The organism is Levilactobacillus acidifarinae DSM 19394 = JCM 15949, from assembly GCF_001434835.1.
GTDB classification, from domain to species: Bacteria; Bacillota; Bacilli; order Lactobacillales; family Lactobacillaceae; genus Levilactobacillus; species Levilactobacillus acidifarinae.
Genome location: NZ_AZDV01000023.1, coordinates 100,794 through 113,438, shown reverse-complemented (window position 1 = coordinate 113,438; position 12,645 = coordinate 100,794). Strand labels below are relative to the sequence as shown.

The window sequence follows — 12,645 nt, the reverse complement described above, 5'->3', positions numbered from 1 at the left end:
CAACCGTTTTTTGATCACCTCGCCACAACTGATCTAGCCAACTAAAAAATAACCGCCATTCATTACAGAACGACGGTTACTTCCGGTTACCCCTCATCACGGGTCAACGGACCATTTAACGGTGAGTACTTATTCTGATGAAAATGTTGTGGCTGTTCAACTGCCCGGTACCCCGGCGCCCCCCAAACCGCGTTGCGATATAACCACTGCTTGATGACCAAACCGCGACCAGTGCGCTGGTAATCTTCTAACTGAACGCGATACCAGTCTAGTCTCTCCGCCGGAATCGCCAGTACCCCCGCACCGGCGTCGATCATCAGGGCGTTGGCGGCCACCAGCGCCGTACGTTGATTTCCGGCCGTAAAAAGCTGGTAGCGTGACAGGTAAAGGGCGACTTCCATCGCCTTTTCCGTGGTCGATTTCTGAGTGGTTAGAATGGCGGTAAGGTCCCGCAAGTTTCGGTCAGTATCCGGAATCGGAGGCGTCCAACTAGTGGATGTCGCTGACGCCGCCGTGGACCGTAACCGACCGGCACCGGATGTTCCGGCACACACAATCTGGTTAAGGGTCACCACATCTGCCGCCACTAAGGGTGTGTTCCGGGATAGTAAGCCCTGGTAGGCTCGCTGAAGATTTTGTTCGGACGTCACCGGGGCCTCATCCAACTGGCTCGTCGCCGTGACTAACTGTGCTAAATGTTTCTCGACAAATTTACCGATTGCGGCTCGATCAAACACATATTGATTCGCAAAGTTCATCCTAAAACTCTCCTCACTCGTGGCATCCTCGGCATTTACGCGCCCAACGACTACCCCGTTTTTCTATCCTCGTCATCGTACGCGCCCCACCGGTCATCCACAAGTAAAACGGTTACTTTTTCAGTTGGATTTCTTTCGTTTCTAAGAAGTGAGCCGTGGCCTGTTCAATATCGATGCCATTTTCCTGTGCCAAAATTGTCAACCACCAAATAGACTCGCCAAGTTTATCTCTCAATAGTTGCCCATCACCATCTGCCGGCCAGCTTCCCGTACGGGCTATGATCTGACGCCCAACGAGACCGGCGTCCGTTAAGAAAGCTAAGGCATCCTGTTCCGTCGTCCAGGTATGCCCGTCTTGCTTAAGTTCCAGTTGGTGATAGCGTTCCCGAATCGCTTGTGATCGCCGTGCGACGTCTTTCATATCCAAAATAAGGTCTCCCATCATGATTTAACTAATCCGCTTAGTTTACCGCTTATTAACGCCTTAACACTCGGTTTGCTAACGTTTACGCCGTTTTTGCGGCCAGTTCACCATCACCCGAATTAGATAAAAGAGTCCTAATATCAAGAACACGTAGGCCGGCACTGCCCGGAGTACAGCCACCGGCGTTTCAATCAACATCGCCCGCCAGAATTGACCCCCGTGCATCTGCCAAATTCCCGGCGTCAGGTACCAACTCTTCACGTGCCACAGGCCGCTCCAACCAGCGGTCGAATTGTGCACACTAACCCCGGCGTACATAAAAAATAGAATCATAAACGTCAGACTAAACTGTAAATAGCGTTGCCGACTCTGGGCGCGCGACTGGCTATCCGAAAAAATGTCGTGATCCGCGGACGCCGTAGTTTGTTGAAAATACTGCGTTCCCCCGTGGCGACTGCCGGTGATCAAGCGCCAGCCGCTATCGGCAAACAATTGGCAATAATCCGCGTAATTACGTTGTGACATCGCCTTATTACGAAAATCGATGCGCGTATACGGATTGACCGGTGCCGTTTTCGTCAGCGGCGTAAACGTGTAGAGGGCTAACCACCGCGTCACGTGACTTAGCCGGTAACCGCCCGCCTGCACCGTGTTGATCCAGGATTCCTCAGCATCCAACGTAAAAAACAGATGAACCTTTTTCATGACCTTACTCCCCCTTAGTAACCAACCTGTGTCGCCAAGTTCCCCAACTGGCGTAACCGTTGAACCTCTTGTTGCAAAATATCTCGACCCTTGGCGGTTAATTCGTAGACCCGTCGGCGTTTATCCGCACTGGGCACCTCATGAATCCACTCCAATTTTAATAGATTCTCAATCGCCCCGTACATGGTCCCCGCCGCCACCTTCACGGCTCCGTTACTCAACTCAGCAATTCTTTGAATAGCGCCGTACCCGTGAAGGGGCTGGGTCAGCGCCAGCAAGACGTAGGTCGTGGTCTCGGTCAAGGGCAAATGACTGTTGCGTGTCATTCGACTCATTCCTTCTTTCCTTATATAGCATAACTATATATTGTTAAACTGTATATAGTCTAACTGCTTAGTTTTTGAAAAACAAGCGCTCGGGTAAAAGTTGGTATTACGATGCTTATAAAAGAGCAAAAGAATAGCGCCACCAAGCGATTAGACTTGATGACGCCATTTTGATCAATACCACTAATTTAATGGTTTTTCAAATCGAATAAACAGTTTGCGGTTCCACAACCACACTTAACTTGGCCCCATTCCGGATTAAACGTCTGCGTCCATTGACAAATCGCGCTTAACATTGGAATGGCCGCCCTGCCCTTTTTCGTTAAATTGTATTCCACTCGTAACGGGATTTCGTTATATTGAATCCGATTGATAATTTGGTCAGCCGTGAGCTCCTTCAGGGTCGTCGTTAAAACGGCGTCGGTAATGTTGCCCATTGCAGATTTTAACGCAGAATAACGCAAGTTCGGGGTCTGGGTCAACGCACAAATTACCCGCGTTTTCCACTTGCCCTCAAAACTAGCTAACCCAGCTTCCAGTGGATTTCTAATATCTTTTTCTAACTTTGGTACGTACATGGTCATCCTCCAATATCACGACTACGTCAAGTTCTATCAAATTTATGTGTGACTTATTAATTAGCAAGTATCTTTATTCTGTCAGCAAGCCCTCGTATCATAACACTTGTAATGAAGGAGGATACTAACGATGCAAGTTAAAGCATATTTACAAATCACCATGCAAATTGATGATCAAAACCGCCCGGCAGCGGCTAAAGTTTACACTGATTATAAAGCGCCATTTTTGGAAACCATCAAGGGCGCTTTAACCAAGGACCTGCTAATTCGTCAAGAGGACGTTCAGGTGTTGCACGGCTTCGACAGCGTTGCCAATGCACAGAACTATCTTAACACAGGACTATTCCAAAACAAGGTATTCAAGGGCTTACAGCCGTTATGGAATGCCGACCCCGAAGTTAGGATTTTTAGCGTTCAGTGAAGCTAAAAATGGGACTTATATTGGCCTGTAAAGTGACCCCCTGCGCTGGATTTACGCCGACACAGGGGGAGTCACTATAAAGAGGTCATTCAGCTATTTTTAGCCGAATGACCTCTTTTAATTTTCTAGCCCACTGCCTATTAAAGAAGGTCTACCGTAATCAATCGAAAATTAAACGAATTGATTGTTAGCCCAGTACCGTAGGCTAAACCACTAACGTAATAGTTCTTCCCCCGTTTTTTCAACGGTCGTCTGATCATCACCTAAGATACCCTGTACCAGTTTTTCAATCTCCGTCCGCGATAAATTGACCTTTAACTTCTTATTAACGCGCTCATAAACTAAATCCGTGTAACAAACTTGGTGCTTAATTGACGCGAGTAGTTCCAAATTAGCTGGCATCCGCGTCCTGTCCCTCTTGGACGAATGTATGCTTGTCATCCAACACATACTGGAACTGCACCGCATTCAACATCAGACTAGCCCGGAACAACGCCTTGATACCTTGTTCATTACTCATGACCACAAAGAATTCACGGTCGGTGCCACTGACCCGCTGGAAGTCCTCATATTCTCCCTTGAAACCTTCTTTACGGAACAGTGCGATAATCTTCATCATTTCAACTTGCGTAACTTCTTTAGTAGCCAAATTCAATCTCTTTTCTTCTCTTATAGTTGTGTTTAAACGGTGCCTGTTTAGTGGTCATTTTTCAACTCAATTAGTTTGTCTTCAATCAATTGGTTAGCTATCCCGAATGCCTTCAACCGTCGTTTAGCTAAGGTCAATTGAGACTTATACCGACTAGGGTTCTCTTTCGCTTCAAAGGTCTTAATAACCTCCCGAATCTTATGCAACGTTGAGTCAATCTGACGCTTAGCCTCTAATAATTCGTCAACATCATACATGAAAGGCGTCCTCCTTTGAACGGTCCCAAGCAACTCAAATCCAACGACCAGAAGTGACCAATTAGTGACCACTGGTGTCGAAACGTGCACCTACCGGGCAGCCAGCTCCGCTTAACCCCATTAGCCAAATAATCCAAGCCCAGGATTATCCGCCTAATGACGTTAATGCTCGCTGACTAACCGCCCTTCGGCGCACTCTTTTACATTTTTCCCCACGAAAAAGCCGACCCTGCGTAAGCCGGATCGGCCATGGTCACTGGGAATTACTTGCCCAACTTAACCTTGTTAGTCATGTTCAACTTATCATCGAAGTCGTCCACCACTGGTGATCCGCCAGCAGCCTTCAAGATCCATGATATCTTCATCAGAGATCCGTTCGATGTACTTGGAAAGTGCCCGGAGTGAGTTACCGTGGGCTGCGATGATGACGTTCTTGCCATCCAGCAACTTAGGAGCAATTTGGTCTTCCCAGAATGGCACGTTAATAGCTGAGTGAAGTTATATAAAACCATCAATACCAACGTTTACGCTAGTCTGCTCGGGTCATTCTAGTGACAAGATAATTCATTAAATCTAGTGATTCCATCACCCATTTTTAGATTGTACCCGAATCCCCGCAAAGATTAGATTCAATCCATATTGAAAAGAATCATCTGGATCTGCCATATTAATTGGACTCTTAAATTGGCTTTCATCGAATGTCGAGGAATCGACACGCGAAAAATATTGTTCGTCGGAAACAAACGATAAAACGTAATTATTTAATAGATTACCTGCCGTTGCCGTGAACTGCTGAGGAACCCCGAGTTGTTGCAGGTGGTCCAATGAAAACTGAATAAGTCGTGTTCGATACGGCGTGAATGGCGCCGTATTCGAAAAAATTTGTGGTGAATCCTGAATTCGTTTGAGCTCTGCCCGAAAAACATCCATTAAGCGCTGGAGATCTGGTTCATCCACCCGATTTAGTTTCTCAAAAACACGCTGAGAAATTCCTTCTGATATCTGTTCAAATAAATCATTTTTATTTTTAATATGGAAGTACAACGAGGCCGCTTTAACATCTAAATTCGCAGCAATTGCTCGCATTGACAAAGCAGCAATCCCCTTAGTATTCAAGATTTCCGTTGCGGCTTTCAAAATAGCTTGTTGATCTATTTTCATCATTAACCGCCTACTTTCTAACTTTGTTAGTTGCATCATACCACAGGAATTTATATTTTTAAATCTCTTGACACAAAAAACTAACGATGTTAGATTGTACATAATCTAACATCGTTAGCTTATACTAATAGAGCTCCTCTATCAGCGATAAACCGAACGCCTTTTCAGTAAGCTTTTATCGCCAAATTCTAACATCGTTAGTCTACTTAATTCAAAAGGAGATTTTTAATATGCCTGTTTTAGCAATCCATCAGTTACAAAAAAGCTACCAATTGGCTGAAGGTGGCCAATTAGCCGTTTTAAAGGGAATCAACGTTTCGTTTGACCGCGGTGATTTCGTCTCAATTCTTGGCGAATCCGGTGGCGGAAAAACCACCTTCATGAATATTATCGCCGGACTCGATAGTCAATACAGTGGCAATGTTGTTTTCAATAATCATGACTTACGCACGATGACGACTAAGCAACTTGATCAATACCGTCGGGAAAACATCGGCTTTATTTTTCAATCATTTAACCTCATCAGTCACCTCACGATTTTGGAAAACGTTTTGGTTGGGCTAGAAATGACCGATTTTCCCAAGTCACAGCAATTAGAGATTGCTAAACGACTCTTGCAACGGGTCGGCCTAGGACAAAAACTAAAAGCCTATCCTAACCAATTATCTGGTGGTCAGAAACAACGGGTCGCAATTGCCCGGGCCCTTGCGAACGATCCAGATATCATTATTGCCGACGAACCCACTGGCGCCCTAGATGCCGCCAATACCACCGAAATCCTTGAATTACTGGAAGAAATTGCTAAAGATGGTAAGTTGGTCATTGCCGTCACCCACTCCCAAACAGTGGCTGACTACGGGACCCGCGTTGTTCATCTGGACAATGGCATTCTTGACCGTGACGAACGGTTAAAACCAGCCTTCACAACGACACCGAATAAACTAGCCTATCATTCAAAACAACTGGGTTTTATGGCAACCTTCCATATGGCATTAAAGCATATGCGGCATAACCTAGGAAGCAACGCACTGATTATTTTTGGCGGAATTGTCGGCATCTTTAGTGTTTTGCTGATGCTCTCACTTGGGAGTGGTGTTAACGGCTTTATACAACACGAAATTGCCGGTAACTTAAATCCCACTTCAATTTCCGTTACCAAAAAAGTCAAAGATAATGATATTTCGTCAATTGCGATGAATCAATCAGATATCAAAAAGATGCGTGCCATTAAGCACGTTGCCCACGTTGAGAAAGCCTACTATGCGCCGAGTGTTCAGGTTAAATATCATCAAAAGAACGTGACGACTTCCTATTTTCAAACTCAAAATCGTAGCTTTTTAACGAAGAATCTCAGTGCTGGGCGCAATGCCACGGGCTTAAATGAGATCATTATCAGTAAGGACTTAGCTAAGAAGTATTCAAATCAAGCCCCCAAATCGATGATTGGTCGGCACGTTACCTTCTACATCAATACCTATGACAATCAGCATCGTCCCGTCTTATTATCACGATCACTTAAAGTTGTCGGTATTATGAAAACCGCTAAGAGTGCCACTGCTAGTTGGGCAACTGTAGCTAGCATGGCCCGCGCCAAAGGTATTAACTTGAAAGCCTCACTCCTGGTCGTGACCATTGACCGCTTAGCCAACGTTAAAACGGTTCAGAACAAAGTAAAGGCTGCCCACTATCAACTAACTGGTGTTGGTTCCATGCTCGACACGATTAACAACTACGTCAAATTAGCCTCGTACCTTTTAGCGGGAATTGCGGGCATTTCCTTATTAGTCTCGGCAATCATGATCATTGTGGTGTTATATATTGGTGTCGGCGCCCGGACTAAAGAAATTGGGATTCTCCGCGCATTAGGTGCCAGCCGTGCAGACATTCGATCTTTGTTCTTCTCAGAATCCCTGATTCTGGGGACGCTATTCAGCAGTTTAGGAGCACTTGTTGCTTGGGGTGCTACGTTAGGCATCAATGCGGCGTCATCCGGCTTCGTTCACTACGACATTGCTCACCTGAATATTGGATTTGTGGTTTTTGGCGTGACAGTTGGCATCTTAATTAGTCTAATTGCCGCTCTGGCGCCTTCTTGGAAGGCCGCTCGGTTGGACCCAGTGACCGCGTTAAGCGTTGAATAAATTCAAATCTTAAGACTAACAGGTGGTAAGTGAGACTGAGTGCTCACCTACCACCTTTTTTCTATAATCTTAAGTGTCATCGTCCCATCAACTTATACTGAACTAAGAAATGTTAGGACTTACAATTGTTTTCTCAAAACATGTCTGATAATCAGTTGCACTACGCTTATATGAAACTTCAAAACCCAGTTCCTTACAAATTTCCATATTCTGTTTTGGAGATACACACACTTTCTCTTCGTAATCATATTGAAAAACGTAGTATCTAACTTTATAAATTCCTATTTTCTTAGCAAACTTTACTACTTGTTGTAACAACATTAAATGAAATTTTTTGAGCTCCTCTGCTGTCGTATCAATTCGATTATTAATTACATCAAAGTTAATCAAATCCAGTTCAGAAAGGCCTCTAGTATAAATCCTAAAATTACCGTCCAAATACATACGTCTATTTTGTGCATATCTAGTGGTAACATTCATTGCGTGATTTTGTGAATAAACTTGATAGTTCAATTCCAATTGTTAACATTTCTTCACTTAATTTCTTAAGACAATCCTGTGTAAATCCTCGTGGATCATCATGCAGACATACCTCCATATTAGGACACCATGTTACCAACTCATCATGCGATACGTTTAACAATACTTGCAATATGTGTGAAGTACTTTCTTTCATGCCACCATAATGAGGATCAGCTGCAATCTTATATACTAATGCACGTGACAATCCCCGATTGACTGCATATTTAACAAAATCTTCAAGCCGAATGTGTTTTCTATTTAAAATTTCTTGTAAATGATTCGTAACGGTATCGTCTACAGATATCTTTCTTTGCATAACTTATCGCCCCTTGAACTCACTTTAGCAAGCCATATTACAGACTTCAATACTCATTTAGCAATCTAAAATAATAGATTGAATTAGGTAAAGAAACACTATGTAATCAGCATATATAAAACAACTGAAGGTATAGACCACCACAAAAATTATAAACCTACGTCATTTATTTTTTATATTCTCATCAATTATCACGTTATTGTACATATATAAAAAATCAACAATCAGGCAATTAAGCCTAGTCGTTGATTTCTAAATTACCATTTTTTAAATGTAATCTGCCGTAATCAGTCGAAAGTTAAACTAATTAATCGTCAGTCGGGTACTAAAATTTAAACCACTAACGTAGTAGTTCTTCCCCCGCTTTTCAACGGTCGTCTGGTCATCACTCAAGATATCCTGGACTAACTTTTTAATCTCAGGCAGTGCCAAATCGACCTTCAGCTTCTTATTAACCCGTTCATAGACTAAATTCGTATAACAAACTTGGTTCTTAATCGACGCAAGTAATTCCGGATTAGCTGGCATCGGCGCCCTGTCCCTCTTGGACGAACGTATGCTTGTCGTCCAACACATACTGAAACTGCACCGCATTCAGCATCAGACTAGCCCGGAACAAGGCCTTAACTCCCTGTTCGTTAGACATTACTACAAAGAACTCGCGATCAGTACCACTAACCCGTTGGAAGTCTTCGTACTCACCCTTGAACCCTTCCTTACGGAACAACGCGATAATCTTCATCATTTCAACTTGCGTAACTTCTTTAACTGCCAAATTCAATCTCTTTTCTGCTCTTATAGTTGTGTATAGCATAGTATCTGTTTAGTGCTCGTCATGGTCATTCTTTAGCTCGAACAGTTTATCCTCAATCAGCTGATTAGCTATCCCGAAAGCCTTCAATCGCCGTTTCGCTAAGGTCAGTTGGGACTTATACCGGCTAGGGTTCTCTTTAGCTTCAAAGGTCTTCACGACCTCCCGAATCTTATGCAACGTTGAGTCAATTTGACGCTTAGCTTCTAATAATTCGTCAACCTCATACATTAAAAGAATCCTCCTTCGAACGGTCCCAAGCAACTCAAATCCAACGACCAAAAGTGACCAATTAGTGACCACTGGTGTCGAAACGTGCACCTACCGGGCAGCCAGCTCCGCTTAACCCCATTAGGCCAATTAGCCAAGCCCCGGCTAATCACCCTAATGACGTTAATGCTCGCTGACTAACCGCCCTTCGGCACACTCTTTTACATTTTCCCCACGAAAAAGCCGACCCTGCCTAAGCCGGATCGGCCTTAACTAATTTGGACTACTTGCCCAACTTAGTCTTGTTAGTCATGTTTAACTTGTCATCGAAGTCGTAAACCACTGGTTCACCAGTAGCCATTTCAAGATTCATGATGTCGTCATCAGAAATCCGTTCGATGTACTTGCTTAAAGCACGTAATGAGTTACCGTGGGCTGCAATGATGACGTTCTTGCCATCCAGCAACTTAGGGGCGATTTGGTCTTCCCAGAATGGAGCCTTAATGCCCGCATGAAGATATATAAAGTCATCAATACCAAGGCTTATGCTAGTACGTTCGGGTCATCCTAGTGACAAAATAATTACCTAAATATCATTAGTTCTAACCAAACTCAGTTCACCCAAAACCGCATTTTTACTAGTCTTTACCCATATAAAATATTATGATTTTTACCTTTTGTTAAACTTAGTAGAAAAAATGCCATCGATTCCTTCAAAAAAGTTAACGACACTAAGAATGCATACCAAAACATGATTTACATCAACGTCATTTGAAAACTCATGATACTCAAAGTTATATCCCATAGGATATCGAAAAAAATCTCCCTTACGGTCTATGGAGTCCAATTCCACTATTACATTTTCAACATTATCCAACAGAACTGAATTACCCATACTGCCTTCAATGGCTGGCCTCAGTCGCATCCATAAATCTTTATACAATCTATGACTTTTACTTTTAATTCTCTTTACTAGAATATCAGAAAGATCGTACTCAGCAAATCGGGTTAGTTCTAGCTCCAACAAGTGTCTTAGAGAAAACATTACTGGAAATAAGAAGTAATCTTGCTTTCTTCGCTCCTCAACAGAAACCAGGAACTCGCTTACCTCAGAGTATCCTTCAATAACATTATAGAATCTTTCAGGGTTAAATCCCCATCCAATCCTAAAATTACCTATTCCAGTATCACTAAATGAAAAGAATTCAGTTGTCTGTTGTAATTCTGACAGATTATACTCTATTTTCTTTGCAGATTTAAATGAGTTATAAACGATTGAAAAAGCTAACAACATTCGATTTGCAATTTTACGAATATCCAAAAACGTACCTGAGTAAATTTTCAAGAATCCTGTATTGAGCGGGTATCTGAAGAACTCAGATTTTTCATCAATACGTTCCACACTAACGAAATATTCCTTTAGCCACTGTAACTCTGTAGCTGAAAATTCATTGCCGCCTTCTCGAAGAACTAGCTCTAAAACTTCAGTCAGGTTATGCGCGTTACTTCTAAACTCTGCTTGAATAAGCTGGTTCTCAGTAATTACTTCACATGCTTTTGCTTTAAGAATCAACTCAATGGACTGTCGTAACATAAAACTTCCAGCAAGAAACCAGGTATCTTCCTTACTATTGTCATGACCAGAATTAATAATTTCGTTTAAGACATCTACCCCAGCCATTTTGTATTGTAATGCTAAGTTAAGATAATCATTCCGATAATTATGCTCCCACTGAATCCCCCTTGTCGGGAAATCTGTAGACACTTTCCACAAATCAAGTTTTTCATCCGGCCATAGCATCTCTAAATCAATACCTTTCGTTTGTACCCTTTCTGCCTTCGCTAGTCCGGTTTAATTATATATACGCCAATGCTATTTCACAAACGCTCAATAGCCTAATTAGCGAACTGCATATCTTGATAAAAGTCATCTAATATTTCATCCTTAGACACCTTTGCTTGTTGAGCTAACAGAGTATCGGAGACCATAAATTTATGGCTCTCTAGTGTCCACATTCCAAACTGCTGCAACTCATCAACATTTAAATCCACATAGTAGTTCCCCACTTGATAAAACACCGATTTTCTAGCCTTACTTTCAAATCGCTTTTTCGAGACATGCGTTTTATCCGTCATTTGTCTTTCACGCTCTGAAATATACTTGGTTACTTCTCCTAAGCTAAAGTCATGCCTAGAGTAGTGAGACCTTTTGAATGACTCGAATGCTATCAGTTGTAGATTACGTCTAGTATCAGAATCATTCACTGTAGCTCCCCTATACGTCAAAACGTTCAGCAAATCTTGACTACTATTTACATCATTAAAACTACCTGGATATCCTAGTTTGCTAATCACTACTTCAGATGGTACGTCGATTACAAATGTTTTGTTATCAAACATTGTTGTAATGGTAATACCACTATTCCCTCTAACACCAAAGTGTAAATCATTCCATTTTGAATTCATCCCATTAACATATTGCACTAGAAACGGATGAAACTTTATACGTGAGGCAATATTTTTATCAATCTCTCCATTATTTTCAGAGATACTGTTAATAATCCTTTTACCACCTGCTTGTAAATTGATGATTTGTTTGGCCCAATCACTTGAAATATTTTTAACCGGATTTGATCTTTGAATGAAGTTTTTAATTCTGACTGAAACCTTATTTATCTCGGAATATATATCTTCCAATTTCGAGTTGGAATCAGAACCACTAATAACATGATATTTGACATATTTACGAATTTCAGAAAGAACGTTCGCTTCATGATCCATGATGTATTTTGGTAGGATATAAAGTGCATTATCTGATAACTTATCACTCACAAAAGAAATAATTTCTGGATTTTCGCGCTTAAATAATTCAAATTTTCTTGCCTGTTCTTGATTGTAGCCAGCCCCTAGTAGGCCTTCCACATTGTTGATAATTTTTTCAAAACAGTCAGCACCAATCCATAGTATCTCGTCAGTGTAACTATTCTTCACTCGATATTTTTTACTTGATAACTTTTGATGACACATTTGACAATGTGTTTCTGGATCATCCTTTTTTATTTTAACCGGATTATGACGCCCAAATTTAGACCATTCTTTTCGACATTGAGTAATCCACATCTCAAAATTATCATCAATTCGTGTATTTTCGTCAGTTGTCAATATTTTACGGTAATCATCTTTTAATAATTTTTTTCGGATGCACTCATTTTCCTTAGGCGACCTTAGGTAATTACTTTTTATGAAAAGTCCACGAGCACTACGATCCATCCTTTTTCTCATATGAACACCCTCTCGTAAAATACAGCTAGCTATTTAAGAAAACGATTATGTTTTTTGACCCAAATACTATAGAAAACCATCAAT

The 12,645-nt window shown here is 42.0% G+C and carries 19 protein-coding genes and 2 pseudogenes; 2 read left to right on the top strand and 19 right to left on the bottom strand.

From position 1 onward, the window contains the following. Window positions 1-86: 86 nt before the first annotated feature. The 5 genes from FD25_RS07365 to FD25_RS07345 form a co-directional block, all read right to left on the bottom strand. Window positions 87-758 carry a Fic family protein gene (locus tag FD25_RS07365; protein WP_057803003.1) on the bottom strand — a complete coding sequence of 224 codons (672 nt, stop codon included), beginning with the start codon at window positions 756-758 and terminating at the stop codon, window positions 87-89. Between the two features lie 112 nt (window positions 759-870). Further along, complete coding sequence (locus tag FD25_RS07360) at window positions 871-1,179, bottom strand: nucleoside triphosphate pyrophosphohydrolase family protein (RefSeq protein ID WP_225428582.1); 309 nt, start codon at window positions 1,177-1,179, stop codon at window positions 871-873. 78 nt (window positions 1,180-1,257) lie between these two features. After that, a complete protein-coding gene (locus FD25_RS07355) occupies window positions 1,258-1,887 on the bottom strand; it encodes a DUF2812 domain-containing protein (protein WP_057803001.1) in 630 nt (209 codons plus the stop codon). Between the two features lie 14 nt (window positions 1,888-1,901). Continuing rightward, the gene (locus FD25_RS07350) at window positions 1,902-2,213 is read right to left on the bottom strand and encodes a PadR family transcriptional regulator (protein ID WP_057803000.1); all 312 of its coding nucleotides are present in this window, start codon (window positions 2,211-2,213) and stop codon (window positions 1,902-1,904) included. Between the two features lie 188 nt (window positions 2,214-2,401). Then, window positions 2,402-2,791, bottom strand: coding sequence for a winged helix-turn-helix transcriptional regulator (locus FD25_RS07345; protein WP_057802999.1), 390 nt, complete (start codon window positions 2,789-2,791; stop codon window positions 2,402-2,404). Window positions 2,792-2,921: 130 nt separating this feature from the next. Here FD25_RS07345 and FD25_RS07340 point away from each other — a divergent pair, with 130 nt between their 5' ends. After that, window positions 2,922-3,212, top strand: coding sequence for a hypothetical protein (locus tag FD25_RS07340; protein WP_057802998.1), 291 nt, complete (start codon window positions 2,922-2,924; stop codon window positions 3,210-3,212). Between the two features lie 140 nt (window positions 3,213-3,352). On the opposite strand, the gene FD25_RS14390 is transcribed toward FD25_RS07340, so the two are convergent. From FD25_RS14390 to FD25_RS07320, 6 genes and pseudogenes are all read right to left on the bottom strand, one after another. Then, window positions 3,353-3,472, bottom strand: coding sequence for a DUF3781 domain-containing protein (locus FD25_RS14390; RefSeq protein ID WP_263862340.1), 120 nt, complete (start codon window positions 3,470-3,472; stop codon window positions 3,353-3,355). Then, window positions 3,426-3,614 carry a DUF3781 domain-containing protein gene (locus FD25_RS07335; RefSeq protein WP_057802997.1) on the bottom strand — a complete coding sequence of 63 codons (189 nt, stop codon included), beginning with the start codon at window positions 3,612-3,614 and terminating at the stop codon, window positions 3,426-3,428. The genes FD25_RS14390 and FD25_RS07335 overlap by 47 nt, the downstream gene beginning before the upstream one ends. Then, on the bottom strand, window positions 3,604-3,861 hold the full coding sequence (locus tag FD25_RS07330) for a hypothetical protein (RefSeq protein ID WP_057803037.1): 258 nt from the start codon (window positions 3,859-3,861) through the stop codon (window positions 3,604-3,606). Before FD25_RS07330 ends, FD25_RS07335 begins: the two co-directional genes overlap by 11 nt. Before the next feature lie 47 nt (window positions 3,862-3,908). Then, the gene (locus tag FD25_RS07325; RefSeq protein WP_057802996.1) at window positions 3,909-4,118 is read right to left on the bottom strand and encodes a hypothetical protein; all 210 of its coding nucleotides are present in this window, start codon (window positions 4,116-4,118) and stop codon (window positions 3,909-3,911) included. A gap of 263 nt (window positions 4,119-4,381) precedes the next feature. Continuing rightward, window positions 4,382-4,598: pseudogene (locus FD25_RS13895) on the bottom strand (2,3-bisphosphoglycerate-dependent phosphoglycerate mutase); the annotation flags it as partial. Window positions 4,599-4,703: 105 nt separating this feature from the next. Then, window positions 4,704-5,279 (bottom strand): TetR/AcrR family transcriptional regulator, encoded by a 576-nt coding sequence (locus tag FD25_RS07320; RefSeq protein ID WP_162256265.1) that lies wholly within the window; start codon window positions 5,277-5,279, stop codon window positions 4,704-4,706. Window positions 5,280-5,509: 230 nt separating this feature from the next. Between FD25_RS07320 and FD25_RS07315 the strand changes: the two genes are divergently transcribed. Further along, entirely contained in the window at window positions 5,510-7,420 is a 1,911-nt protein-coding gene (locus FD25_RS07315; protein WP_057802994.1) for an ABC transporter ATP-binding protein/permease, read from the top strand. A 102-nt stretch (window positions 7,421-7,522) separates the two neighbouring features. Here the strand turns inward: FD25_RS07315 and FD25_RS07310 are convergent, their stop codons facing one another. The 8 genes and pseudogenes from FD25_RS07310 to FD25_RS07280 form a co-directional block, all read right to left on the bottom strand. Further along, on the bottom strand, window positions 7,523-7,933 hold the full coding sequence (locus tag FD25_RS07310; protein ID WP_186811164.1) for a hypothetical protein: 411 nt from the start codon (window positions 7,931-7,933) through the stop codon (window positions 7,523-7,525). Beyond that, window positions 7,884-8,258 carry a hypothetical protein gene (locus FD25_RS14085; RefSeq protein ID WP_146999958.1) on the bottom strand — a complete coding sequence of 125 codons (375 nt, stop codon included), beginning with the start codon at window positions 8,256-8,258 and terminating at the stop codon, window positions 7,884-7,886. Before FD25_RS14085 ends, FD25_RS07310 begins: the two co-directional genes overlap by 50 nt. A 303-nt stretch (window positions 8,259-8,561) precedes the next feature. Continuing rightward, complete coding sequence (locus FD25_RS07305) at window positions 8,562-8,786, bottom strand: DUF3781 domain-containing protein (protein WP_057802992.1); 225 nt, start codon at window positions 8,784-8,786, stop codon at window positions 8,562-8,564. Continuing rightward, window positions 8,776-9,033, bottom strand: coding sequence for a hypothetical protein (locus FD25_RS07300; protein WP_057802991.1), 258 nt, complete (start codon window positions 9,031-9,033; stop codon window positions 8,776-8,778). Before FD25_RS07300 ends, FD25_RS07305 begins: the two co-directional genes overlap by 11 nt. Before the next feature lie 48 nt (window positions 9,034-9,081). Beyond that, window positions 9,082-9,300 (bottom strand): hypothetical protein, encoded by a 219-nt coding sequence (locus FD25_RS07295; RefSeq protein WP_057802990.1) that lies wholly within the window; start codon window positions 9,298-9,300, stop codon window positions 9,082-9,084. A gap of 262 nt (window positions 9,301-9,562) precedes the next feature. Next, window positions 9,563-9,775, bottom strand: a pseudogene (locus FD25_RS07290) (2,3-bisphosphoglycerate-dependent phosphoglycerate mutase); the annotation flags it as partial. A 174-nt stretch (window positions 9,776-9,949) separates the two neighbouring features. Further along, window positions 9,950-11,044, bottom strand: coding sequence for a hypothetical protein (locus FD25_RS07285; protein WP_146999972.1), 1,095 nt, complete (start codon window positions 11,042-11,044; stop codon window positions 9,950-9,952). 131 nt (window positions 11,045-11,175) lie between these two features. Continuing rightward, window positions 11,176-12,549: a hypothetical protein gene (locus FD25_RS07280; protein ID WP_146999973.1), complete on the bottom strand. Its 1,374-nt coding sequence runs from the start codon at window positions 12,547-12,549 to the stop codon at window positions 11,176-11,178. Window positions 12,550-12,645 lie beyond the last annotated feature (96 nt).

Coding starts and splice junctions, on each gene's coding strand:
- FD25_RS07280 (WP_146999973.1), bottom strand. CDS start 12,549: ATGGATCGTAGTGCTCGTGGACTTTTCATAAAAAGTAATTACCTAAGG.
- FD25_RS07350 (WP_057803000.1), bottom strand. CDS start 2,213: ATGACACGCAACAGTCATTTGCCCTTGACCGAGACCACGACCTACGTC.
- FD25_RS07360 (WP_225428582.1), bottom strand. CDS start 1,179: ATGAAAGACGTCGCACGGCGATCACAAGCGATTCGGGAACGCTATCAC.
- FD25_RS07365 (WP_057803003.1), bottom strand. CDS start 758: ATGAACTTTGCGAATCAATATGTGTTTGATCGAGCCGCAATCGGTAAA.
- FD25_RS07340 (WP_057802998.1), top strand. CDS start 2,922: ATGCAAGTTAAAGCATATTTACAAATCACCATGCAAATTGATGATCAA.
- FD25_RS07355 (WP_057803001.1), bottom strand. CDS start 1,887: ATGAAAAAGGTTCATCTGTTTTTTACGTTGGATGCTGAGGAATCCTGG.
- FD25_RS07345 (WP_057802999.1), bottom strand. CDS start 2,791: ATGTACGTACCAAAGTTAGAAAAAGATATTAGAAATCCACTGGAAGCT.
- FD25_RS14390 (WP_263862340.1), bottom strand. CDS start 3,472: ATGATCAGACGACCGTTGAAAAAACGGGGGAAGAACTATTACGTTAGT.
- FD25_RS07320 (WP_162256265.1), bottom strand. CDS start 5,279: ATGAAAATAGATCAACAAGCTATTTTGAAAGCCGCAACGGAAATCTTG.
- FD25_RS07315 (WP_057802994.1), top strand. CDS start 5,510: ATGCCTGTTTTAGCAATCCATCAGTTACAAAAAAGCTACCAATTGGCT.
- FD25_RS07305 (WP_057802992.1), bottom strand. CDS start 8,786: ATGCCAGCTAATCCGGAATTACTTGCGTCGATTAAGAACCAAGTTTGT.
- FD25_RS07325 (WP_057802996.1), bottom strand. CDS start 4,118: ATGTATGATGTTGACGAATTATTAGAGGCTAAGCGTCAGATTGACTCA.
- FD25_RS07295 (WP_057802990.1), bottom strand. CDS start 9,300: ATGTATGAGGTTGACGAATTATTAGAAGCTAAGCGTCAAATTGACTCA.
- FD25_RS14085 (WP_146999958.1), bottom strand. CDS start 8,258: ATGCAAAGAAAGATATCTGTAGACGATACCGTTACGAATCATTTACAA.
- FD25_RS07335 (WP_057802997.1), bottom strand. CDS start 3,614: ATGCCAGCTAATTTGGAACTACTCGCGTCAATTAAGCACCAAGTTTGT.